21 protein-coding genes are annotated in these 22,336 nt (G+C 70.3%); 9 read left to right on the top strand and 12 right to left on the bottom strand.

Going from position 1 to position 22,336, the window contains the following annotated elements; translation table 11 throughout:
* Positions 1–355 precede the first annotated feature (355 nt).
* On the bottom strand, positions 356–1,306 hold the full coding sequence (locus tag ACGH48_RS05505; protein ID WP_396290515.1) for a hypothetical protein: 951 nt from the start codon (positions 1,304–1,306) through the stop codon (positions 356–358).
* 123 nt (positions 1,307–1,429) lie between these two features.
* Between ACGH48_RS05505 and ACGH48_RS05500 the strand changes: the two genes are divergently transcribed.
* Both ACGH48_RS05500 and ACGH48_RS05495 read left to right on the top strand, forming a co-directional pair.
* A complete protein-coding gene (locus ACGH48_RS05500; protein WP_260233101.1) occupies positions 1,430–1,852 on the top strand; it encodes a DUF3054 domain-containing protein in 423 nt (140 codons plus the stop codon).
* A complete protein-coding gene (locus tag ACGH48_RS05495) occupies positions 1,849–2,862 on the top strand; it encodes a LacI family DNA-binding transcriptional regulator (RefSeq protein ID WP_396290513.1) in 1,014 nt (337 codons plus the stop codon). Before ACGH48_RS05500 ends, ACGH48_RS05495 begins: the two co-directional genes overlap by 4 nt.
* A gap of 129 nt (positions 2,863–2,991) precedes the next feature.
* Here the strand turns inward: ACGH48_RS05495 and ACGH48_RS05490 are convergent, their stop codons facing one another.
* Positions 2,992–3,645, bottom strand: coding sequence for a spermidine/putrescine ABC transporter substrate-binding protein (locus ACGH48_RS05490; protein WP_396290511.1), 654 nt, complete (start codon positions 3,643–3,645; stop codon positions 2,992–2,994).
* A gap of 70 nt (positions 3,646–3,715) precedes the next feature.
* Complete coding sequence (locus ACGH48_RS05485; protein WP_340197404.1) at positions 3,716–4,630, bottom strand: DUF3097 domain-containing protein; 915 nt, start codon at positions 4,628–4,630, stop codon at positions 3,716–3,718.
* Positions 4,631–4,709: 79 nt separating this feature from the next.
* On the opposite strand from ACGH48_RS05485, the gene ACGH48_RS05480 reads away from it, so the two are divergent.
* From ACGH48_RS05480 to ACGH48_RS05450, 7 genes are all read left to right on the top strand, one after another.
* Positions 4,710–5,759: an alcohol dehydrogenase catalytic domain-containing protein gene (locus tag ACGH48_RS05480; RefSeq protein ID WP_396290509.1), complete on the top strand. Its 1,050-nt coding sequence runs from the start codon at positions 4,710–4,712 to the stop codon at positions 5,757–5,759.
* A 158-nt stretch (positions 5,760–5,917) separates the two neighbouring features.
* Positions 5,918–7,159: an ROK family transcriptional regulator gene (locus tag ACGH48_RS05475; RefSeq protein ID WP_123313382.1), complete on the top strand. Its 1,242-nt coding sequence runs from the start codon at positions 5,918–5,920 to the stop codon at positions 7,157–7,159.
* A 111-nt stretch (positions 7,160–7,270) separates the two neighbouring features.
* Entirely contained in the window at positions 7,271–8,629 is a 1,359-nt protein-coding gene (locus tag ACGH48_RS05470; RefSeq protein WP_396290507.1) for an extracellular solute-binding protein, read from the top strand.
* Positions 8,629–9,669, top strand: a complete 1,041-nt coding sequence (locus ACGH48_RS05465) for a carbohydrate ABC transporter permease (RefSeq protein WP_396290505.1) — start codon at positions 8,629–8,631, stop codon at positions 9,667–9,669. Before ACGH48_RS05470 ends, ACGH48_RS05465 begins: the two co-directional genes overlap by 1 nt.
* Complete coding sequence (locus ACGH48_RS05460; protein ID WP_123313381.1) at positions 9,669–10,559, top strand: carbohydrate ABC transporter permease; 891 nt, start codon at positions 9,669–9,671, stop codon at positions 10,557–10,559. The genes ACGH48_RS05465 and ACGH48_RS05460 overlap by 1 nt, the downstream gene beginning before the upstream one ends.
* Before the next feature lie 8 nt (positions 10,560–10,567).
* Positions 10,568–11,875 (top strand): 6-phospho-beta-glucosidase, encoded by a 1,308-nt coding sequence (locus tag ACGH48_RS05455; protein WP_396290503.1) that lies wholly within the window; start codon positions 10,568–10,570, stop codon positions 11,873–11,875.
* The gene (locus tag ACGH48_RS05450) at positions 11,872–12,951 is read left to right on the top strand and encodes an N-acetylglucosamine kinase (protein ID WP_396290501.1); all 1,080 of its coding nucleotides are present in this window, start codon (positions 11,872–11,874) and stop codon (positions 12,949–12,951) included. Before ACGH48_RS05455 ends, ACGH48_RS05450 begins: the two co-directional genes overlap by 4 nt.
* Before the next feature lie 171 nt (positions 12,952–13,122).
* On the opposite strand, the gene gap is transcribed toward ACGH48_RS05450, so the two are convergent.
* The 9 genes from gap to gatC all read right to left on the bottom strand — a co-directional run bounded on the left by gap (position 13,123) and on the right by gatC (position 22,328).
* Positions 13,123–14,127: a type I glyceraldehyde-3-phosphate dehydrogenase gene (gene gap, locus ACGH48_RS05445; RefSeq protein ID WP_396290499.1), complete on the bottom strand. Its 1,005-nt coding sequence runs from the start codon at positions 14,125–14,127 to the stop codon at positions 13,123–13,125.
* Positions 14,128–14,238: 111 nt separating this feature from the next.
* Positions 14,239–15,189, bottom strand: coding sequence for a GlxA family transcriptional regulator (locus ACGH48_RS05440; protein ID WP_396290497.1), 951 nt, complete (start codon positions 15,187–15,189; stop codon positions 14,239–14,241).
* Positions 15,190–15,417: 228 nt separating this feature from the next.
* A complete protein-coding gene (locus ACGH48_RS05435) occupies positions 15,418–15,924 on the bottom strand; it encodes a hypothetical protein (RefSeq protein WP_396290495.1) in 507 nt (168 codons plus the stop codon).
* Between the two features lie 10 nt (positions 15,925–15,934).
* Positions 15,935–16,930, bottom strand: coding sequence for a hypothetical protein (locus tag ACGH48_RS05430; RefSeq protein WP_396290493.1), 996 nt, complete (start codon positions 16,928–16,930; stop codon positions 15,935–15,937).
* A gap of 96 nt (positions 16,931–17,026) precedes the next feature.
* Complete coding sequence (locus ACGH48_RS05425; RefSeq protein ID WP_396290491.1) at positions 17,027–17,749, bottom strand: methyltransferase domain-containing protein; 723 nt, start codon at positions 17,747–17,749, stop codon at positions 17,027–17,029.
* Positions 17,746–18,888, bottom strand: coding sequence for a type III polyketide synthase (locus ACGH48_RS05420; protein WP_396290489.1), 1,143 nt, complete (start codon positions 18,886–18,888; stop codon positions 17,746–17,748). The genes ACGH48_RS05425 and ACGH48_RS05420 overlap by 4 nt, the downstream gene beginning before the upstream one ends.
* A 94-nt stretch (positions 18,889–18,982) precedes the next feature.
* Positions 18,983–20,488 (bottom strand): Asp-tRNA(Asn)/Glu-tRNA(Gln) amidotransferase subunit GatB, encoded by a 1,506-nt coding sequence (gatB, locus tag ACGH48_RS05415; protein WP_396290487.1) that lies wholly within the window; start codon positions 20,486–20,488, stop codon positions 18,983–18,985.
* Positions 20,488–22,032 (bottom strand): Asp-tRNA(Asn)/Glu-tRNA(Gln) amidotransferase subunit GatA, encoded by a 1,545-nt coding sequence (gene gatA, locus ACGH48_RS05410; protein ID WP_340197394.1) that lies wholly within the window; start codon positions 22,030–22,032, stop codon positions 20,488–20,490. Before gatA ends, gatB begins: the two co-directional genes overlap by 1 nt.
* The gene (gatC, locus tag ACGH48_RS05405; RefSeq protein WP_111085021.1) at positions 22,029–22,328 is read right to left on the bottom strand and encodes an Asp-tRNA(Asn)/Glu-tRNA(Gln) amidotransferase subunit GatC; all 300 of its coding nucleotides are present in this window, start codon (positions 22,326–22,328) and stop codon (positions 22,029–22,031) included. The genes gatA and gatC overlap by 4 nt, the downstream gene beginning before the upstream one ends.
* Between the last annotated feature and the right edge of the window lie 8 nt (positions 22,329–22,336).

Raw genomic sequence — 22,336 nt, 5'->3', positions numbered from 1 at the left:
TGGCGCTGCCGGGTGAACGCCGGGTGCCGCGGGCGTCGCCGTCGGGTGAACTCCGGGGTGCGGGGTCGGGGTCGGGGCTCGCTCTGGTGCGAGGTCGGCGTCGGCGGCGTCGGCGTCACGCCCGCACCGGGCCGACCTCGCCACCTGGTGCGAGGTTGCCCGCTCCGTGCCCACCTACAAGCTCGCACCAAGCGGGCAACACACCCCCGACCGACGAAAGGCGCACGGTGCGAAGTCAGCCGGACCCACGGATGACCTCGCACCGAGCTGACTTCCCTTTCCCGACCGCGCGACTTCGCACCGTACGCCGTGCGCAACGCCGGAACAACGCCGCACGGTGCGATCTCGGGCGGTCTCAGCGCGACATCCGCACGCCAGCCTGACGGAGCTTCGTTCGCAGGGTCCATTCGTTCCGCAGGTCGGACCAGGTCAGCCGGAGCACGATCCGGACCTCGGGGAACGCGCGCAGACGGTCCTCCCGGATCTTCTCGTCGATCAGCGCTTCCTCCGGGGTGCGCCCGCGCAGGTACTCACTGCGCTGGTACTTCACGGCACCGTCGAACTCCACCACCACCCCGGACTCCGGGAACCAGAAGTCCACGACGATGTCGGGCTCGCCCGCCGTCCGGAACCGGTGTTGGAGGACAGGTGGCGGCGTGCCGAACTGGTCGAATCGGGCGCGGGCGTATGACTCCCCCGGTGAGTCCGATGCGGCATCGGCGAAGTCGACGGCCCGCAGTGCTCGCCGCCGGCCCTTCTGCCCTCGCCGCTCGACAGCCGACCGGACCAGGTCCCGCTCGACCGCACGGCGGAGGAGCGAGTCGAGGGCGACGACCGCGTCGCTGAAGGGCAGCGTGAGCGCGAGGTCCGTCGCCAGCCGGTCCAGCCCGCACAGCACCAACCCGTCCGGTGTCGTCACTGCTCTTCGGTTCCGATCGGGGTCGAGGTCCGCATGCACGATGAAGGTCGCGTTCGTGGTCCGCCGGTCGGCGCCGCCCGAGGTCACGTGGATCCGCGTCGGTGGAGGGGTGAGGAGCGGCACGCCGAACACCACGGCCGCGGACACGTGGGACACCAGGTCTCCTGGCCGGATGCGATCGGCGAACGAGCGCACGCGGACGTGGTGCTGCTCGGTGGTTCGGAGTGCTGCCCATCCGGCGGCCTCCGCGTACAGACCGCGTGCGACCCGGGTGAGCTCTCCTGCCGCCGCCCGTCGTCTGATGGCGTCGGACTCGTCCGGCCGTTGCGCTGATGTTCGGTACGTGAGGACTTCGGGGACCGGTGCGAGCTTCAGGTTCATCGACATGTCCCGATGGTCGAGAACCCACCGGACGACCGCAGCTCCGGACTCGAGCCCTGTGGACGGATCACCGCACTCTTGCCATGTGGAGGGATGAGTCCCACCACCGGAGGCTGCGAGACTGTCCGGGTGAACACACGCACCTGGGGTTGGCTCGCAGCGGTCATCGACGTCGTGCTCATCGTCGTCTTCGCACTCATCGGGCGTTCGTCGCACGGTGAAGCCAACACGGCGCTGGCACTCTGGACCACCGCGTACCCGTTCCTGGCGGGCTGGGCGATCGGGTACGTGACGAGCGGAGCCTGGGCCCGGCCGCTGCGCTTCTGGCCGACCGGCGTCGTGGTCTGGATCCTCACGGTCTTCGTCGGTCTGGCGATCCGTGTCGCCACCGGCCAGGGCGACGTCGACGGCAACCCGCTGCCGATCTCGTTCGTCATCGTCGCCACGATCGTGCTCGGGGTGTTCCTGCTCGGCTGGCGCGCGATCGCCCGCGGTGTGCTCCGGTTCACCTCGTCGCGGTCGCGGCAGGACGCTGCAGCGACCGACGCGTGAACGGCAGCCGCGGTTCCCAACCGACCATCCTCGACGTCGCCGCACGTGCGGGAGTCTCGAAGTCGGCGGTGAGCCGGGTCCTCTCGGGCACGGGGCGGTTCTCGGACGAGACCCGTGAGCGCGTCGAACGCGCAGCAGCCGAACTCGGGTACGTCGCGAACGCCATGGCGCGCGGACTCGTCAGCGGTCGGACGCACACCATCGGCATGCTCGTGCGCGACGCCTCGTCGATGGTCTACACCGCCCTGCACGCCGTGATGGAGCGCCGCGCATCCGAGCTCGGTTACCGGGTCGTCACCACGACGGGCGTCGGCCGGGTCGAGGACGAGAAGTCCGCCCTCGCGGCCCTCGTCTCGATGCGCGTCGACGGACTGGTCGTGTGCAGCGGCCTCATGCCGTCCGCCGACATCGCCGAGTTCGCACCACGCATCGCCACCGTCGTCGCCGGTCGGCCCGAGCTGCACCCGGCACTCTCGAGCGTCTACTGCGATGAGGTCGACGGTGGTGCGACCATCGCGAACGCCGTCGCCGACGCCGGCCACAGCACGGTCGTGGTGCTCACCGTCCCGATCGACAACGCGATCACCCAGCACGCGCGATCGTCGGCGATGGTCGAGCGGCTCCGGGCGCGCGGTGTCCGCGTCATCGACATCGACGCGAGCTTCGTGCGGCCACCCGACGACTTGGCCGCCGACCTGGTGGACGCAGTGCAGGAGTCGGACGTGACCGCCGTGATGTGCCCGACGGACCGGCTCATGCTCGACGTGTGCGAGGCGCTCGCCCGCCGCGGTGTCGAGGTACCACGCGACCTCTCCGTCACCGGGTTCGACGGCGTGTACCCCCTGGCGAGCGACTGGATCGGGTTCACGACGCTCCAGCAACCCATCGAGCGCATCGGCCGCGAGGCGATCGACCTGGTCATCGGCCGGATCGACGACCCCGCGCGACCCGTCGAGCACCGCTCACTGCGCGGCACCGTGATCCCCGGCCGCACCCTGCTCCCCCGCTGAGGCCGACCCACCGACCTCGCACGGTGCGAGGAGCCGTGCGAACGGTGCGAGGTTCGGTACTCGGTGCGGCCGGACAACGCTCGCTCCGAGTACGGAACCTCGCACCGAACGCCCGCCGCACCCCGCGCCTCAGAACAAGCCCGAGCGCGGCCCCTCGTCCGGACCGTCGAACCCGCGGAACATGTCCGACACGAGCGCCTCGATCTGCGGCTCCACCAGGCGCTCGACGGCCTCGGCGATGCGCGGCCGGTGGTCGATGAGCGCCAGGCAGACCGCGGTGCCGGTCGAGCGGGCGCACTCGTCGGACAACTCGATCTCGTGCCGGAGCGCGGCCTTGGCCTCGTCGGACAGCGGGTCGCGCGGCGTCTGCTCCCCCGCGCCGGTGCCGGCCAGCTCACCGAGCGTGAACAGGAACGGTGACCCCGGCGACGGCTCCGGGTCCACGTCCAGGCCCTGGAACTCCGGCGACAACCCCTCGGCCGGCTGGTACCCCGCGTGCCGCTTCCGCGCGGCGGCCCGCTCGAGTTCGCGCTGCAGCAGCGGCAGGTTCTTGGCCGTGTACTCGTCGACGGCGTCCTCGACGATGGTCGAGATCCGCCCGATCAGCGCGTGCTGGACGGCATGCGGCACGTCGGGCCCGAACCCCGCGGCCGCGGCGATCGGGGACCCGGTGCACTTCCGGCAGATGCGCGTGCGCGGGCGGGCGGTCCCGATCTGCCAGCGCGGCAGCCAGCGCAGCCACAGGTCGACCGCGCCCCGCACGCGACCGTCGATGCCGTCCATCCCTCAACAGTAGGCCTGGAGGCACGGATCACCCCCGGCACACCGCGCCGGTCGGGCAATCCGCCGGTTCTCAGGCCTTCGGTTCCGTCACGAAGTCGATGAGCTCCTCGACGCGGCCGAGCAGCTGCGGCTCGAGGTCGGCGAAGGTCCGCACCTGCCCGAGGATCCGCTGCCACGCCCGGGCGATGTCGGCCTGCTCGGCGTGCGGCCACCCGAGCGCCTGGCAGATGCCCTTCTTCCACTCGATCGACCGCGGGATCGTCGGCCACGCCTGCAGTCCGACGCGGGCCGGCTTGACCGACTGCCAGACGTCGACGAACGGGTGGCCGACGACGAGCACGTGCGCTCCCCACTTGCCGCGCATCACGGCGTCGGCGAAGCGGGACTCCTTCGACCCGGGCACGAGGTGGTCGACGAGCACGCCGACGCGACGGTCGCGCGTCGGCTGGAACTCGTCGAGGACGTCGGCCAGGTTGTCGACGCCGGAGAGCTCCTCGACGACGACGCCCTCGACGCGCAGGTCGGCTCCCCAGACCTTCTCGACGAGCTCGGCGTCGTGCTTGCCCTCGACCATGATGCGGGAGGGCAGGGCCACCCGAGCTCGCTGCGACTCCACCGCGAACGATCCGGACGCGGTGCGGAGGCGACCGCCGTCGGACGCGTGCTTGACCGCCGGAGCCGCCCCGGGCCTCCTGTCCGGTGGTGCAGCTGCGGCAGACCGGCCGACCGGCGCCTGCGGACGGCCCAGCGTGACGAGCTCGCCCTCGAGCAGGAACTGCCCGGTGAACGGGAACGAGCGGGTGCGGCCCTTCCAGTCCTCGAGCGCGATGTTGCCCGCTTCGAGCCCCACGACGGCACCAGCCCACCCGGAGTCCGGGTCCTCGAGCACCATGTCGCGTTCGAGCGGCACCTGCCGCACCTTCTTCACTCCGCGGGAGCGCCAGTCTCCCGAGAGCACGTCCCCGCCGTACCGGTCGTCGTCCACCCGCACGAGGGTACTGTCGACGTCGGCCCGGACGACGTCGACCGCGCCGACTCCCCACCATCTCGACGGAAGGCCTCCCGTGCGCGCAGCGATCATCCACGCCCCGAACGACATCCGCGTCGAGGAGCGCGACCGCCCCTCGGTCCTGACCCCGAAGGACGTCGTCGTCAAGGTCGTCGCGGCGTGCGTGTGCGGTTCCGACCTCTGGCCCTACCGGGGCGTGACCGAGACGAAGCGGCCACGGCCGATCGGGCACGAACTCGTCGGCGAGGTCGTCGCCGTCGGGGACGAGGTCACCGACCTGCAGGAGGGCGACTTCGTCATCTCCCCCTTCACCATGAACGACGGCACCTGCCAGGCCTGCCGCCACGGCATGACCAGTGGCTGCGACCACCTGTCCGGCTTCGGCGGGAAGGACGCGTACGGCGACCCGGTCGGCGGCGCCCAGGCCGAGTACGTCCGCATCCCGGACGCGTCCGCGACGCTCGTCGCGGTCCCCGGCCCGGTCGACCCCGCACTCGTGCCGTCCCTGCTGACCCTGTCCGACGTCTTCTCCACCGGGCACCACGCCGCGGTGTCGGCAGCGGTCGGCCCCGGCAAGACCGTCGTCGTGGTCGGCGACGGCGCGGTCGGCCTGTCCGCCGTGCTCGCGTCGAAGCGACTGGGCGCCGAGCGCATCATCGCGATGAGCCGGCACGCCGACCGCCAGGCGCTCGCTCGCGAGTTCGGCGCGACGGACATCGTGGCTTCCCGTGGCGAGGAGGGCGTCGCGGCGATCCGCGACCTGCTCAGCGGCGACCTGGCCGACTGCGCGGTCGAGGCCGTCGGCACCGAGGAGAGCATGGACCAGGCGCTGCACTCGGTGCGTGCGGGCGGCAACCTCGGTTTCGTCGGGGTGCCGCACGGCGTGCCGACGATCGGCACCCGGTACCTCTTCGACACGAACATCGCGATCGCGGGCGGGATGGCACCGGCACGGAAGTACATCCCGGAGCTGCTCCCCGACGTCCTGTCGGGCGCGATCGACCCGGGCCGGGTGTTCGACCTCGAACTGCCGCTCGACGAGGCCGCCGAGGCGTACCGGGCGATGGACGAGCGTCGGGCGATCAAGGTGCTGCTGCGGCCGTAGGCGCCGGTCGCCAGCTGGCGTCGGGCGCGCGTCGGGCGCGCGTCGGGCGCGCGTCGGGCGCGCGTCCGACGGGTGGCACGTTTCGCGCAGCAGAACGCGTGTTTCGAATCGGTAAACAAACCTTTCAGTAAAGAAGGTTGTCCGTTACAGTCCTCGACATGACCACTCGAGGACGCACCCCCGGCCAGCCCGGGCTGCTGCGCGTCCTGAACGACCGCGCAGCGCTCGAGCTGCTGCTCGACGACGGCCCGCTCACCCGCAACGAGATCGCGCAGCGGACCGGCCTCAGCAAGCCCACCGCCGCCGAGATCATCCGCCGGCTCGAGTCGGCCGACCTCATCCGCCAGGCCGGCACCGACACCCAGGCCGGACGCCGCGGGCCGAGCGCCGTCGTGTACGAAGCCATCACCGACCGCGACCTCGGGGTCGCCGTCGACGTCCAGCTCGTCGACGTCCGGTCGACCGTGGTGGACGCCGCTGGTCGCACCTTCCCGGTCGCCACGCACCGGATGTCCGAGGCCGAGGTGCGCTCCCCCGGCGCCGACATCGTCGCCGCCGCGATCTCCCGCGCAGCCGCCGCGGCCGGTGTGGACCCCGAGCTCGTCACCGCCGTCGCGGTGGGCGTGCAGGCGAGTGTCGACCACGCCACCGACACCCTGATCTTCACGGACGGCCTGCCCGGCTGGCCCCGCGAGCAGGTGAGCGCGACCCTGTCCGCCGACCTCGGGGTCCACGTGGTCGTCGAGAACGACGCCAACCTCGCCGCCATCGCCGAACGCAACATGGGGGCCGGTCGGGCTCCCGGGTCGTTCGCGCTCTTCTGGATGGCCGAGGGCCTCGGCATGGCCCTCGACCTGCACGGCCACCTGCACACCGGCGCTTCCGGTGCCGCGGGTGAGATCGGCTACCTCAGCGTGCCCGCCGACGCACGCTCCATCGACCCGACGGCCACGATCGTCGCGGACCTCATCTCCGAGCCCGCGATCATCGCCCTGGCCGCCGAGCACGGGATCACGGCACCGGACGGCACCGCAGCCGACTGGCGCCAGGTGCTCCCGCAGCTGCCCGGCCTGCCCGAGCAGCACCCCTTCACCGTCGCCCTCGGCGAGCGCGTCGGGCACAACGTGCTCCCCGCTCTCGCCGTGGCCGATCCCGAGACGGTCGTGCTGCACGGCCCGACCGGGATCGCCGGTGGGCCCGCCCTGGCCGCCGCCGTGACCGCCTGGCTCCGGACCCGTTCACGCTGGTCCACCGCCGTGGTCGCGCCCGGCGTCCCCGACACCCCCGTCCTGCACGGTGCGCGACACGTCCTGATCGACGTCGTCCGCACCGCGCTCGCGGACCGACTCGAGCGCATCAGTGACGATGCCCCGACGCCGGACCCCGCCGAGCGCCCCTGAGCCGTTCCACCCGCACCACTCGAGGCACCATCACCCAGCCCTGTCACAGGGCTCTTCGTCGCGCCCGGAATCCTCGGCGCGCCGGAGCGAGACCAGAGAGCGAGTACCGCATTGTCCCTCCCCGAACCGAACGTCCCGCGCCGCCGGGCGTTCCGCCGCATCGCCACCGCCACGGCCGTCGCCGCCGTCGGCGCCCTCGTCGTCGCCGGCTGCAGCTCCGGCAGCAGCGCCGACTCGATCGAGAAGAGCGCCCCGAAGGAACTCAAGGGCACCGTGTCCCTGTGGCACTTCTTCACCGGCCGTGAAGCCGGCGTGGTGAAGACCGCCGTCGAGGGCTTCGAGAAGGCCAACCCCGACGTCACCGTCGACATCCACGCCGGCCAGGACGACGAGAAGCTGCAGAAGGCGATCTCGTCCGGCCAGAACATCGACGTGGGCCTGTCGTACTCGACCGCCATCGTGGGCAGCTTCTGCTCCTCCGGTGCCTTCCGTGACCTCTCGCCCTACATCAAGCGTGACAAGGTCGACCTGTCGGACATCCCGAAGGCCGTGCAGTCGTACACGCAGTACAAGGGCACCCGGTGCACGCTGCCTGCCCTCGCCGACGTCAGTGCGCTCATGTACAACAAGCCGCTGCTCGAGCAGGCCGGGATCGACTCCCCGCCGAAGACGCTGGACGAGCTCAAGACCGACGCGCTGAAGCTGACGACGTACAACGCCGACGGCTCGATCAAGCAGCTCGGCTTCAACCCGCTCATCGACTTCTACGAGAACTCGCCCGAGCACTGGGCGCCGATGGTCGACGGCTCGTGGTTGGACGAGGACGGCAACAGCGTGATCGGCACGTCCGATGCGTGGAAGCAGCTCATCACCTGGCAGAAGGGCTTCGTCGACGAGATCGGCTACGACAAGCTCAAGGCCTTCACGTCCGGCCTCGGGCAGGAGTTCGCCGCGGACAACGCGTTCCAGACCGGGCAGGTTGCGATGCAGATCGACGGCGAGTACCGCACGGCGTTCATCAAGGACCAGAAGCCGGACCTGGACTACGGCACGTCCCCGACCCCGGTGATGGACGGCCTCGGCAACTACGGCTCGACGTACATCGCGGGCAACGTCGCAGGCATCGCGAAGGGGTCCAAGAACCCCGAGCTGTCGTGGGCGCTCCTGAAGTACCTGTCCACCAACACCGACGCGCAGGTCACGATGGGCAACGGTCTGAAGAACATCCCGACCCTCACCTCGGCGCTGGAGTCCCCCGACCTCGAGGTCGACGAGAACTACAAGACCTTCGTCGACGTCGCGGGCAACGCGGACACCATGACCTCGCCCGGCACCGCCGACGGCGCCGCCTACATCGGCACCTTCACGAAGTTCTGGCAGGCGTACCAGCAGAAGGGCGGCGACCTCGACGCCAAGCTCGAGAAGCTCGACTCGGACATCGACAACGCCAACCAGCTGGCTGGTCCGTGATGAGCGTCACCACCAAGACGACCGGCCGGGAGGCGCGGCTCGCCCGCGCCGCCCGGCCCACGGGCTCGACGGGGTCCGGTCCGGTGCCCCCGACGGCTCCGCGACGTCGGCCCCGCTCCGCCGAGTCCCGACGCCGACTCGTCGCCCTGACGATGCTCGCGCCGGCCCTGGCGGGCCTGGTGATCTTCTTCGCCTACCCACTCGTCGCGTCGATCTTCTACTCGTTCACGCGCTACAACCAACTGCAGGAGCCCGAGTTCGTCGGGCTGCTGAACTACAAGTTCCTGTTCACGCAGGACCCGCAGATCGGCCCCGCGGTCGTGAACACGCTGTGGTTCGTCGTCATCCTGGTACCGGTCCGGATCGTGTGCGGACTCCTGGTCGCCGGGCTGCTCAGCCGGGCCAAGACGGCCACCGGCTTCTGGCGGACGCTGTTCTACCTGCCCGCCCTCGTCCCGCCGGTCGCGAGCGTCGTGGCGTTCGTGTTCCTGTTCAACCCGGGCACCGGGCCGGTGAACCAGATCCTGCGGGTCTTCGGCATCGACGGCCCGCTCTGGTTCAACGACCCGGCGTGGTCGAAGCCGTCGCTCGTGATCCTGGGCGTCTGGGTGATGGGCGACATCATGATCATCTTCCTGGCGTCCCTGCTCGACGTGCCGCGCGACCTGTACGAGGCCGCGTCGCTCGACGGTGCGAACGGCGTCCAGCAGGTCCGGCACATCACGCTCCCGACGATCGCCCCGGTGATCGGCTTCGCCGCCGTGACGGGGGTGATCGCGGCCCTGCAGTACTTCACCGAGGCCGCGGTGGCGTCCGGGGTCGCGTCCGGCAAGGCGACGATCGGTGGCGGGACCGCCGCCCAGCTCGGCTACCCGGGCACGTCGCTGCTCACGTACACCGAGCTGCTCTACCAGCACGGGTTCGCGAACTTCCAGTTCGGCTACGCGTCCGCCATGGCCGTGGTCCTGTTCGTGATCACCGCGGTGGTACTCGTCTTCACGATGCGCCGCATCTCCGTCTTCCGTCCCGAGGAGTCCTGATGACCGCCGTCTCCCAGTCCCCGCTCGCCCGGGCGCCACGGGGTCCAGCTCCCCGCACCGGCAGGCCGCGTGGTCGCACCCTGGTGTGGATCGCCGAGCACGCTGCCCTGGTGGCCCTCGGCGTGCTGACCATCGCCCCGATCGTGTTCGTGGTCCTGACCTCGCTGATGTCGAGCAACCAGGCACTCACGGCGTCGATCGTTCCCCGGCCGCTCGACTTCTCGAACTACGCGCGGGTGTTCACCGAACTGCCGCTCACGCAGTGGTTCGGCAACTCGTCGATGTACGCCGTCCTCGCCACCGCGTTCATGCTCGTCAGCTCGGTACCGGCGGCGTACGCGCTCGCCCAGATCAAGTTCAGGGGCGCGAACCTCATCTTCACGGTGATCATCGTCGCGATGCTCCTGCCCCCGCAGGTCACCGCGGTGCCGGTCTACGTGATGTGGTCGCACCTGCACCTGACCGGCACCCTGTGGCCGCTCATCCTGCCGAACCTGCTCGGCGACGCGTTCAGCATCTTCCTGCTCCGCCAGTTCTTCATGACCATCCCGAAGGAGTACGGCGACGCCGCCCGCATGGACGGCTGCAGCGAGTGGGGCGTGCTCTGGCGCGTGGTCGTCCCGATGGCCCGCCCGGGCATCGCGTCGGCGGCGATCTTCATGTTCTTCCACTCGTGGAACGACTACTACGGCCCGCTCCTGTACGCGTCCGAGAACCAGGCCGCCTGGCCGGTGGCGTACGGGCTCGCCACGTTCCGCGGACAGCACGGCACCGACTGGTCGATGACGATGGCGATGACCGTCGTCGTCATGGTCCCCGTCGTCATCATCTTCTTCTTCGCACAGAAGGCATTCGTCGAGGGCATCGCGCTCACCGGCGTGAAGGGATAGCAGCTCCAGTGAAACTCACAGTCGTCGGTGGCGGATCCACCTACACCCCCGAACTCGTGGACGGCTTCGCCCGGCTCCGCGACCAGCTCCCCATCGACGAGCTCTGGCTCGTCGACCCCGACCCGGTGCGCCGCGAACTCGTCGGCGGCGTCGCCAGGCGGATGTTCGCGCACGCCGGGCACCCCGGCACGATCCACGTCACCGACGACGTCGTCGCCGGTGTCACCGACGCCGACGCGGTCATGTTCCAGCTCCGCATCGGCGGACAGGCTGCACGGCAACAGGACGAGACGTGGCCGCACGAAGCCTGCTGCATCGGGCAGGAGACCACCGGTCCCGGCGGCTTCGCGAAGGCGCTCCGCACCGTGCCCGTGGTGCTGGAGTACGCCGAACTCGTCCGCAAGCACGCCAAGCCGGACGCCTGGATCGTCGACTTCACGAACCCCGTCGGCATCGTCACCCGCGCCCTGCTCGAAGCCGGGCACCGCGCCGTCGGCCTGTGCAACGTCGCGATCGGGTTCCAGCGACGCTTCGCGAAGGAGTTCGGCGTCGCCCCCGACCACGTGCGACTCGACCACGTCGGCCTGAACCACCTGACGTGGGAGCGCGGCGTCCACGTCACGGGCGCGGACGGCGTCGAACGCGACGTGATGGCGGACCTGCTCGCCGAGTCGGACGGCGCCCTCGACCGGACGGCGGACAGCGTGCACATGCACCCGGACCTCCTGCGCCTGCAGCACGCGATCCCCTCGTACTACCTGCGGTACTTCTACAGCCACGACATCGTGCTGCAGGAGCAGCTGCACGAACCCACCCGCGCCGAGGCCGTCATGGAGACCGAGCGTGCCCTGCTCGCGAAGTACGCCGACGAGTCCGTCGTGACGAAGCCCGCCGAACTCGAGCAGCGCGGTGGCGCCTACTACTCCGAGGCGGCGATCGACGTGCTGTCCTCGATCCTCGGCGACCGCGGCGACGTACAGGTGCTCAACGTGCGCAACGACGGCACGTTCCCGTTCCTGCCGGACGACCACGTCATCGAGGTGCCGTCCCGCGTCACCCGCCAGGCCATCACGCCGCTTCCGGTCTCCCCACTCGCCCCGGACATGGTCGGTCTCGTGTCGCACGTCGCCGGGTACGAGCGCCTCGCGCTCGACGCCGCGGTGCACGGCGGCCGCGACCGGGTGCTCCGCGCGATGTGGGCGCACCCGCTCGTGGGGCAGGTCGACAAGGCGGAGGAGCTCACCGACCTGCTCCTGGCCGCGAACGCGGAACACATCCCGTGGGCGCGATCGGAGCAGGTGACGTGGGCGGGTTGAGCCGTACCGGCGAGGCGGGCCCGGCGCGAGCCTCCCGTCCGCCCGCTCCGGTCCCACCGGACGCGACCGACGTCGTGCTCGCCGTCGACGGTGGCGGGAGCAAGACGGACGTCGTCGCGATCGCGCTCGACGGGACGATCGTCGGGCACGCGCGCGGTCCGGGCTCGAACCCGCAGACCCGCGGGTGGGACCTCGCCGGGCCGATCCTCGACGACGTCCGTGCACGGGTGGTGGGTGAGCTGGGCGTCCGGCGCATCCGCACGACACACGTGTACCTGGCCGGACTCGACCTGCACGACGAGCTCGTCGCGGCGACCGCGGCCCTCGCGCACTGGGCCGAGGACGGCGGCGAGCCGCACGTCCTGGACAACGACCTGTTCGCACTGCTGCGGGCCGGCACCCTGTCCCCCGACGCGGCGGCCGTGGTGTGCGGCACCGGGATCAACGCCCTCGCGGTGCGGGCCGACGGCACGACCGCACGGTTCCCGGCCATCGGCGACGTCTCCGGTGACTGGGGCGGTGGTGCGTGGCTCGGCAACCGGGCGCTCTGGCACGCGGCGCGGGCCGACGACGGTCGCGGTCCGGCGACGGCGCTGGTCGACGCGGTGCCGGCGGCGGTCGGCCTCCGCAGCGTCCGCGAGGTCACCGAGGCCATCCACTTCGGACGCCTCGACCAGCGCGTGTTCAACCGGCTCTGCCCGGTGCTGTTCGAGGTGGCCGGAGCCGGCGACGTCGTGGCCCGGAGCGTCGTGGAGCGTCAGGCGGAGGAGATCGTCCTGCTCGCCGCGGTCGCACTCGAGCGGTTGGGTCTCGGCGGTTCGGCGGCCGAGCCGGTGCCCGTCGTGCTCGGCGGTGGGGTGCTCGCTGCTCGCCACCCGTTGCTCGTGGACGGTGTCGTCGACGGGCTCGCTGCCCGGGTCCCCGGAGCGGTGCCGACCTGGGTCACCGATCCCCCGGTGCTCGGTGCGGGCTTGGCGGCGCTGGAGTCGGTCGGTGCCGACGACGCCGCGCTCGAGCGGTACCGCGTCGCCGTGCGCTCCCGCGCGTTCGCGAGCACGACCGCGCTGATCCACTGACGCGCTGCGACCGGCCGGAGTGCTGCGACCGGCCGGGGCGCTGCGACCGGCCGGGGCGCTGCGCGGTCCCCTCGCGAAAGCGACAGTCTGCCGCCGAACATTCGCGGCAGACTGTCGCTCTCGCGGCACAGACCGCGCGCCCGCGCGCGCCCGCCCGCGCGCGGCACCGCCCTACGCGCGCGCCAGCATCCCGAGCGTGTCGACCACGCGGTTCGAGAAGCCCCACTCGTTGTCGTACCAGGCGACGACCTTCACGTGCCGGCCCCCGTCGACGCGGGTGAGCAGCGAGTCGAAGATGCTCGACTCCGGACGCCCGGTGATGTCCGTCGACACGAGCGGGTCCGCCGTGAACGCCAGGACGCCGGCGAGCGGACCGGAAGCCGCGGCGCGGTAGGCCTCGTTCACCTCGTCCACGGTCACGTCCCGCGAGACGACGGTGTTCAGCTCGACGATCGACCCGACGGGTACCGGCACGCGGATGGCGTCACCGGACAGCTTGCCCTCCAGGCGGGGCAGCACCAGCCCGATGGCCTTGGCCGCCCCGGTCGTCGTCGGCACGATGTTCACACCGGCAGCGCGGGCCCGACGCAGGTCGCGGTGCGGCCCGTCCTGCAGGTTCTGCTCCTGCGTGTACGCGTGCACGGTGGTCATGAACCCGTGCTCGATCCCCGCCAGGTCGTCGAGCACCGATGCCAGGGGTGCGAGCGCGTTGGTCGTGCACGACGCGTTCGAGATCACCGTGTGCACGGCCGGGTCGAACGTGTCCGAGTTCACGCCGTACGCGATGGTGGCGTCCGCTCCGGTGGCCGGCGCACTGATCAGGACCCGTCTGGCGCCGGCGGTCAGGTGGCCGGCTGCCGCGTCGCGTGCGGTGAAGCGTCCGGTGGACTCGAGGACGACCTCGACGCCGAGTTCGGCCCAGGGCAGGTCCGCCGGCGAGGTCGATGCGAGCACGCGGACGCCGCGGCCGTCGATGACGAGCGTGTCGCCGTCGACCTCGACGGTGCCGTCGAACGGCCCGAGGGCGGAGTCGTAGCGGAACAGGTGCGCGAGCGTGTCGGGGGCGGTCAGGTCGTTCACGGCGACGACCTCGAGGTCGTCACCGCCCCGTGCGAGCAGGGCGCGGAGCGTGTTGCGGCCGATGCGGCCGAAGCCGTTGATGGCGATGCGGGTCATGTGGAGTTCCTTTCGTTCCGTGGTCCATGCTCACGGGCCGGGAGGCACGGCTCCAGTGGCAGGGACGCCAGCGTCCGAAAGGATGTCGCCACCACCGCCGCGACGGCGCGGTCAGTCCTGGAACGTCCGTCGGTACTCGGTGGGCGAGGTCCCGAGGATCCGCCGGAAGTGCGTCCGCAGGTTCGCGTCGGAGCCGAGGCCCGCTCGCTCGGCCACCTGGTCGACGCCGAGGTCCGACTGCTCCAGGAGCTCGCGCGCGAGGTCGACGCGCGCCCGCAGCACCCACTGCATCGGCGTGTACCCGGTGTCCTCCACGAACCGGCGTGAGAACGTCCGGGTCGACACCGTGGCGTTCCGCGCGAGCGCCTCGAGCGTGAGCGGCTCGGTGAGGTGCCGGAGCGCCCACTCCCGGGTGTCGGCGAACACGTCGCCGAGCGGTTCGGGAACGCTCCGCGGCACGTACTGTGCCTGGCCGCCGCTGCGGTACGGGGCGCTGACGAGCCGTCGGGCGACGTGGTTCGACAGCGCCACACCGTGGTCCTGTCGGACGATGTGCAGGCACAGGTCGATCCCGCTCGCGGCGCCGGCACTCGTCAGCACCGAGCCCGCGTCGACGAACAGCACGTCCTCGTCGACGTCCACCTCGGGGTACCGCTCACGGAGCACCCGCGTGTAGTGCCAGTGCGTCGTCGCCCGGCGGCCGTCGAGCAGCCCGGCTGACGCGAGCGCGAACGCCCCCGTGGAGATCGCCGCGATGCGGACGCCGCGCTCGTGGGCCCGCGCGAGTGCCCCGACGACGTCGGCCGGCGGCGCCGAGTCCGACGGGCGGCGGTAGCCGGGCACGAAGACGGTCTCGGCCCAGTCCAGTGCCTCCAGCCCGTGGTCGACCGCGTAGGCCAAGCCGTCGCCGCCGGTGATCCGACCGACCCGGGGGCCGCACACCCGCACCTCGTAGGGCATGCGCGGCCGGTTCGAGAACACCTGCGCTGGGATCCCGACGTCGAGCGGTTTCGCGCCGTCGAGCACGAGGACCGCGACGCGGTGCAGCGGTGTCGAGGGCATGCTCCGACGCTAGCCGAGGTCCGGAGCGCTGAACGCCCCGGCTCACTGCGATGACAGCCCTACTCAGAAGCGTTCCGCATGTGGTGAGCCCACCCCACGAACTTAGTCCTGGACGATCCCCCAGCGTCGTCCCAATACGAGTGAGATAACCGCTAGGCCACTCGTATCAGCTATTCGAATACCCCATTCATGAACCAATAATTATGCCGGTTGAAGAGGCACAAACATTCACGCCCTTGGCATCCAGTAAGTCGCCGCATACAGACGAAAAACGCACTGAGCCAACAAAAGGACTTGATAAAGAGTTAGCCCCATGGCAGTCGCGTTGATCACCACCTGAAGAACCAACCAATGTTCAGGAATAAGAGCAGCGAATAACGCAACACCCGTTGCGACGATTCCGACCAGAACTGTGAAGAAGAGTTGGGTCGTTAACCTGTAGACATGCCAACGCTCATCCGCAAGTTTGAATTGCGGGTCGTTTTTCAAATCAATTGCCCGGGGCCAGAAAAACATCGCCATAGTAATCCCCAGCGCGGTAAATATCGCATTAGCAGCAAGTACCGCAGTCGTCGCGTCAAAGTCCGCACCAGCAAGCCAGCTACCGATTCCAAATGCGCCGGAAATTGCTAGCCACACAATTTGCACCCACTGCAGTCCGGCCCGCGCCACAACTGGCGGAGCTTCAGACCAGAATTGCTCTCGGACGATCTGCCAAACAGAAACACCGTTCATCGATCGACAATCATGGCAGCAATTTCAATACCTCAGCCGGGAGATTGACACCGACGGGCAGCCGCCCGGAAACGTCAGAGAGGAACTCCGCGCAGGAAACTCCGAACTCATGGTCCGTGGGCCGGTAAGAGCGGGGCACGCCCGGGCCGGACTTGCCAACAGGATAAATCAAGGTCGGCGCCCCCTCGTCGGCTTGGAGACCAAAAGAGCGTTGACGCCCAGACGGATTTCGGAAAGCAACCTTCGCTTTCCAACCATCACCGATAACGCTTTGAGTAGTCGCGCCACTGTTGGCCACTAGCGGCGCCCCGGAGAGAAAACCATAGACATCTTCTCGCTTAGGGCCATTCGCGTCAATGATGCGATTCAACGAAAGACCGCGCGGCTTCACTGTGACACGCACGTCAGCTCGAAGCCCATTTACGTCGATCGCTTGGGTCGATCCACCACGATGGGGCGCATCGAAACGTATCTCCTGCACTAGGACTTGCTGTGCCCAGGCGCGCACTGCCGCCCAATCCGCGACCGGATCAACCTTGACCGTGAGGCCCGCGTACGCCGCCCGAAGCGCGTTTTGCAGCAAACTTTGCATTGACGAATATGCGGAGGCATTTCCCGCACGCTCGCTGAGCCAGTAAGCCTCGTGGGCGCCGGCTGGATAGGCAAAGATGCCGCGTATCAGGGTCTCATTGGCTTCATCGGCGCCGTAACTAACGCGAGTACCGGATTTTTGATGAAGCGTGCCCACGTAACCCGAACGTGCCGTGCCGAATTCGACGAAGGTGAAATCATTGTAGACATAAAGACGCGTGACGCGAATGAACTTCGAGTCGTCATCCGGATCTACGTAAAGTTGGTCACCCTTCAGTTGGGTCAATTTCGCATCGAGGACCGAACGAACGGTACCACCCGCGCCGTCTACGTCGTCAATTTTACAGCGTTCCCCACCGCGGGCATTACGCGGGTTAAGAACAAACGCATAAGGCGTCATCGAGTATTGTGCCAAGGGACCCTCCGAGTGAACATCTGTCACCATAGCGGTAGTGGGTCTTTAGGACTGCGCCGACACGAGCAACGGTCGCATATAACGTGCGCTAGCGCCTCAGGCGTCCCGGATGGCGAGCACCCGGTGCGGCGCGGCCTGTTCCGCCCGCCACCCGGTCGGCAGCGCGTCCCGGAGCTCGGGCAGTGTGAACGACCGCCGGATCGAGCGCAATCCGTCGACGCGCACGAACGTCCCGGCTGCGACGAGCGCCGATCCGATCGCGTACAACCGGTAGGCCTCGGTGGAACGGCGGATGTCCGAGTGCAGGCTCCGGCTGCCCGCCAGTGACTCCGAGTCGGCGAGGAACCCGTGGCGCTCCTCGTCGCCGAGGTGGTGCAGCACGTGGTTCGACACGACGACGTCGAACCGCTCCCCCGCGGCCACGAGCTCCTGGCTGGACTGCTGCCGGAACGTGACGCCGCGCGGAGTGGAGCGCTGCGCGGCGTCGATCGCACGGGCGTCCGGGTCGGCACCGACGACCTCGACCTCGAACCCGTCCGCCGCTGCCCACCGCACGAGTGCCCGTGCGAGGTCACCGCCGCCGCATCCGAGGTCGAGGATCCGCCCGCGACCGCTCGCCGGCAGCGCTGGAGCGACGTGCGTCCGCCACGCCGCACGCCAGCCGCTGACGAGGGCGTTGACGAGTGCGAAGCGACGGAACGTGCGCGCCAGGGCGCGCGGGTCGCAGTCGGGGTCGTCCATGAGTTCGGTCAGGTCGAGCGCACGGGTGCGCAGGTCAACGGCCTGGAGGCGCGCGCCGGCTCCGTCCCGCTCGCTCACGCCGCTCCCGTGGTCGCGACCGGCACCCGCTGCGGTTCGACCGCGGGCGAGGCCTCGGTCCGCACGGCGGTCAGGCGCGCCGCCTCGACGGTGAGCCCGGGGCCGAACGCGAGGGCGACGACGTCGCGGCCGTCCTCGAGGCCGGCGTCGACGGCGTCCCGCAGCACGAAGAGCACGGTCGCGCTGGACATGTTCCCGTGTTCGCGGAGCACGCGACGGCTCGACGCCATGGCCGCGTCCGGCAGCCCGAGGGCCTCCTGCGTCCGGTCGAGGATGGCGCGTCCACCGGGGTGGACCGCCCACACCGGGACGTCCGCGGGCGTGCCCACGTGCTCGAGCAGCGGTGCGACGGCGCCGGGGACGTGTGCGCCGACGAGTTTCGGGACCGCGGTGGACAGCACCATCTCGAACCCCTCGTCGCCGATGTTCCACGCCATCTCCGACGCCCCTTCCGGGACGACCGCCGTCGCGAAGCCCTCGAGCCGGAGCCCGGCGCCGTCGGACGCCACCACGGCAGCAGCGGCTCCGTCACCGAAGACGCTGTTCGCGACGATCTGGTCCGGGTCGTCCGATGCCCGGACGTGCAGCGTGCAGAGCTCGGCGCAGACGACGAGGACCACCGCGTCCGGATCGGCCTCGGCGAACGCGGCGGCGATCCGCAGCGCCGGGAAGGCAGCGCAACACCCCATGAACCCGATGTGGTGGCGGAAGACCCCGGCCGGGAGTCCGAGATGCTCGACGACGTCGATGTCAGGGCCCGGCTGCGTGAACCCGGTGCAGGAGACCGTCACGAGGTGCGTGATGCGTTCCGGTGCCACGCCCGCGCGCTCGACGGCGTCGCGGGCAGCGGCGACGAACAGCGGCGGCGCGAGTTCGCGGTACCGGTCGTTGCGAGTCCCGGTCGTCGGGGACCGCAGGGTGCCGTCGTCGTCCCGGAAGGCACCACCTGCGCGCGACGAGTCCAGCTCGTCGAGGACGGTGTGCCGGTGGTCCACGGCCGAGGCGTCGAACGCCGCCGGCACGAGTCGGCTGCCGAGCCGGCCGAGGCCTGGCTGCGAGGAGAAGAGGTCGCGCACGCGGCGCTGGTCGAGCGTCGTCGCGGGGACGGCGGTACCGATGGCGCGGATCGTTGCGGTCACGACCCATCTTGTCACCGGATCGCTGACGCGTCCCCAGGATCGACGGGAGGCACGAGGCGGAGCCGCCCCGTGCCTCCCGTCAGGACGACCGCGACTACGACTGCTGCGCGCGCTCCAGCACGAGCTCGCGAACGCGGGCGGCGTCCGCCTGGCCCTTCATGGCCTTCATGACGGCACCGATGATGGCGCCGGCGGCCTGGACCTTGCCGTCCTTGATCTTCGCGAGCACGTCCGGCTGGCCGGCGAGTGCCTCGTCGACCGCGGCGGTCAGCGCCGAGTCGTCGGACACGACCTTGAGCCCGCGGGCCTCGACGACCTGGGCCGGCGAACCCTCGCCGGCGATGACGCCCTCGAGTACCTGGCGGGCCAGGCGGTCGGTCAGGTCACCGGACTCGACGAGCGCGATGACCTCGGCGACGTGCTGCGGCGACACGAGGTCACCGGGCTCGGCGTCCTGCGCGTTCGCGACACGGCTGATCTCACCGGTCCACCACTTGCGGGCGGCCTGCGGCGCGGCTCCGGCGGCGACGGTGCCCTCGACCTGGTCGAGCAGCCCGCCGTTCACGACGTCCTGGAACTCCAGGTCGGCGAAGCCCCACTCGCCCTTGAGACGACGGCGGCGAGCCACCGGTGCCTCGGGCAGGGACGCGCGGAGTTCCTCGACGACCGCGGGGTCCGGCACGACCGGCAGCAGGTCGGGCTCGGGGAAGTAGCGGTAGTCGTCGGCGTCCGACTTCGGACGGCCGGCCGACGTGCGGCCGGTGTCCTCGTGCCAGTGGCGGGTCTCCTGCGTGATGGTGCCGCCGTCGGCCAGGATCGCGGCCTGGCGCTGGATCTCGTAGCGGATCGCACGCTCGACGGCACGGAACGAGTTGACGTTCTTCGTCTCGGTGCGGGTGCCGAGCTTCTCCTGGCCGCGGGGGCGCAGCGAGATGTTGGCGTCGCAGCGCAGGTTGCCGCGTTCCATGCGGGCCTCGGAGACCCCGAGTGCCCGGACGAGGTCGCGGATGACCTGCACGTACGCGGCACCGAGCTCGGGAGCGCGGTGCTCGGCGCCGAAGATCGGCTTCGTGACGATCTCGACCAGGGGCACCCCGGCGCGGTTGTAGTCGACGAGGGAGTACTCGGCGCCCTGGATGCGCCCGGTGGCACCGCCGACGTGCGTCAGCTTGCCGGCGTCCTCTTCCATGTGGGCGCGCTCGATCGGCACGTTGAAGATCGTGCCGTCCGCCAGTTCGACCTCGACCTCGCCCTCGAACGCGATGGGCTCGTCGAACTGCGAGACCTGGTAGTTCTTGGGGTTGTCCGGGTAGAAGTAGTTCTTCCGGGCGAACCGCGACGACTCGGCGATCGAGCAGCCGAGCGCGAGCCCGAGCTGGATCGAGTACCGCACGGCCTGCGCGTTCACGACCGGCAGCGACCCGGGCAGCCCGAGGTCGACCGGCGTCACGTTCGTGTTCGGCTCGCCACCGAAGAAGTTCGGTGCGTCCGAGAACATCTTGGTCTTCGTCGCGAGCTCGACGTGCACCTCGAAGCCGAGCACCGGCTCGTAGCGCTCCAGTGCCTCGTCGAAGTCCATGAGCGCGTCCTTCTGCGCCATCAGATCACACCTTCCTGCGCAGCCGACTGCTGACTCTGGTCGAGGTCCGGGATCCGGTCGATGAGCGGGGCACCCCACTGCTGCTCGAGCAGACGCTCGAGCGCCGCACCGTAGCGGTACAGGCGGGCGTCCTCGCGCTGCGGGGCCATGAGCTGCACGCCGACGGGCAGGCCGTCCTCGGGCGCCAGGCCGTTCGGGATGCTCATGCCGGGCACGCCCGCCAGGTTCGCCGGGATCGTGGTGAGGTCGTTGAGGTACATCGCGAGCGGGTCGTCGATGCGCTCACCGATCGGGAACGCGGTCGTCGGGGCCGACGGGCTGATGAGCAGGTCGACCTGTTCGAAGGCGGCCTGGAAGTCCCGCTGCACGAGGGTGCGGACCTTCTGCGCCGAGCCGTAGTACGCGTCGTAGTACCCGGCGCTCAGGGCGTAGGTGCCGAGGATGATGCGACGCTTCACCTCGGGCCCGAACCCGGCTTCGCGCGTGGCGGCCATGACGTCCTCGACGGTGGCACCGTTCTCGGGCGTGACCCGGAGGCCGAAGCGCACCGAGTCGAACTTCGCCAGGTTCGACGAGGCCTCGGCCGGCAGGATCAGGTAGTAGGCGCTGATCGCGTAGGCGAAGGACGGGGCGTCGATCTCGACGACGACCGCACCGGCCGACTCGAGCAGGGCGACGGTCTCCTGGAAGCGCTGGGTGACCCCGGCCTGGAAGCCGTCGCCACCGGCGAGCTCCTTGACCACGCCGACGCGCAGGCCGCGCAGCGTGTCGGCCTGCAGTCCTTCGCGAGCGGCGGCGGCCATCGACGGCCAGGCGTCGGGGATCGAGGTGGAGTCGCGCGGGTCGTGCCCGCCGATGACGTCGTGCAGGAGCGCGGCGTCGAGGACGGTGCGCGCGACCGGGCCGATCTGGTCGAGGCTGGACGCCAGGGCGATCGCGCCGTAGCGGCTCACCCCGCCGTAGGTCGGCTTCACGCCGACGGTGCCGGTGACGGCGCCCGGCTGGCGGATCGAGCCGCCCGTGTCGGAACCGAGCGCGATGGGTGCCTCGTGCGCAGCGACGGCAGCGGCCGAGCCACCGCCGGAGCCGCCGGGGATGCGATCGAGGTCCCACGGGTTGTGGGTCGGACCGTACGCCGAGAACTCGGTGGTCGAGCCCATCGCGAACTCGTCCATGTTGGTCTTGCCGAGCGGCACGAGGCCGGCGGCACGGAGCTTGGCGACCGGGGTGGCGTCGTACGGCGGCACCCAGCCCTCGAGGATCTTCGAGCCCGAGGTCGTCGGCATGTCCTGCGTGCACAGGACGTCCTTGATCGCGATCGGGACACCGGCGAGGGGCCCGAGGTCGTCGCCGGCCGAACGGCGCGAGTCGATCGACTTCGCGACCGCGATGGCGTTCTGGTTGACGTGCAGGAAAGCGTGCACGTCGCCGTCGACCGCGGCGATGCGGTCGAGGTGGGCCTGCGTGGCCTCGACGCTCGAGACGTCGCGTGCCACGAGGGCGTCGGCGAGCGCTGCGGCGCTCATGCGCGTGATGTCGGTCACTGTTCTTCTCCCAGGATCGCGGTCACTCGGAACCGTTCGCCGTCGGAGTCGGGCGCCCCGGAGAGCGCCTGCTCCTGTGTCAGCGTCTGGCCGACGACGTCGGGTCGGGTGACGTTGCCGAGCGGCACGGGGTGGCTCGTCAGCGGGACGTCGTCGGTCGCGACCTCGGCGACCTTGGCGACGCTCTCGACGATGTGCGACAGCTCCCCGGTCAGCTTCTCGATCTCGTCGGGCGTGAGTGCGATACGCGCGAGGTTCGCCAGGTGCGCGACCTGCTCGCTCGTGATGTCAGGCATGGTGCTCC

The organism is Curtobacterium pomorum (assembly GCF_044497295.1).
Taxonomy (GTDB): Bacteria; Actinomycetota; Actinomycetes; order Actinomycetales; family Microbacteriaceae; genus Curtobacterium.
Note: the sequence above shows the minus strand (reverse complement) of the source record. Positions and strands in the feature narration are given on the sequence as shown.

Excerpts from the sequence above, each read along its gene's own strand:
- ACGH48_RS05505 (WP_396290515.1), bottom strand. The coding sequence starts at position 1,306 with ATGTCGATGAACCTGAAGCTCGCACCGGTCCCCGAAGTCCTCACGTAC.
- ACGH48_RS05490 (WP_396290511.1), bottom strand. The coding sequence starts at position 3,645 with ATGGACGGCATCGACGGTCGCGTGCGGGGCGCGGTCGACCTGTGGCTG.
- ACGH48_RS05475 (WP_123313382.1), top strand. The coding sequence starts at position 5,918 with ATGACCACTCGAGGACGCACCCCCGGCCAGCCCGGGCTGCTGCGCGTC.
- ACGH48_RS05465 (WP_396290505.1), top strand. The coding sequence starts at position 8,629 with ATGAGCGTCACCACCAAGACGACCGGCCGGGAGGCGCGGCTCGCCCGC.
- ACGH48_RS05460 (WP_123313381.1), top strand. The coding sequence starts at position 9,669 with ATGACCGCCGTCTCCCAGTCCCCGCTCGCCCGGGCGCCACGGGGTCCA.
- gap (WP_396290499.1), bottom strand. The coding sequence starts at position 14,127 with ATGACCCGCATCGCCATCAACGGCTTCGGCCGCATCGGCCGCAACACG.
- ACGH48_RS05440 (WP_396290497.1), bottom strand. The coding sequence starts at position 15,189 with ATGCCCTCGACACCGCTGCACCGCGTCGCGGTCCTCGTGCTCGACGGC.
- ACGH48_RS05435 (WP_396290495.1), bottom strand. The coding sequence starts at position 15,924 with ATGAACGGTGTTTCTGTTTGGCAGATCGTCCGAGAGCAATTCTGGTCT.
- gatB (WP_396290487.1), bottom strand. The coding sequence starts at position 20,488 with ATGGCGCAGAAGGACGCGCTCATGGACTTCGACGAGGCACTGGAGCGC.
- gatC (WP_111085021.1), bottom strand. The coding sequence starts at position 22,328 with ATGCCTGACATCACGAGCGAGCAGGTCGCGCACCTGGCGAACCTCGCG.